Annotated in this window: 1 pseudogene; it reads left to right on the top strand. The window is 69.3% G+C overall.

Features of this window, described 5'->3' with window-relative positions:
- A pseudogene (locus E0702_RS17170) lies at nt 1-277 on the top strand (hydroxymethylbilane synthase); the annotation flags it as partial.

The following is a 277-nucleotide window of genomic DNA, read 5'->3' as shown; positions in this document are numbered from 1 at the left end:
CGCGCAGCGCGATTGCGCCCGAAGACATGCTGCCCGCGGTCGCCCAGGGCTGCATCGGGATCGAACGGCGCGCCGATGATCCGCGTGCGGCCGAAATGCTGGCCGCGATTCACGACGGACCTTCCGGACACCGCCTGGCCTGCGAGCGCGCCTACCTGTCGGCCCTGGACGGCTCGTGCCAGACCCCGATCGCCGGTCTGGCGGAGCTTGACGGCGGCTCGATTCACTTGCGTGCCGAAATTCTGCGCCCCGATGGCTCCGAAGTGCTGAGCGATTC

The sequence above is a fragment of the Halomonas marinisediminis genome, from assembly GCF_004347715.1.
Taxonomy (GTDB): domain Bacteria; phylum Pseudomonadota; class Gammaproteobacteria; order Pseudomonadales; family Halomonadaceae; genus Halomonas; species Halomonas icarae.
Note: the sequence above shows the minus strand (reverse complement) of the source record. Positions and strands in the feature narration are given on the sequence as shown.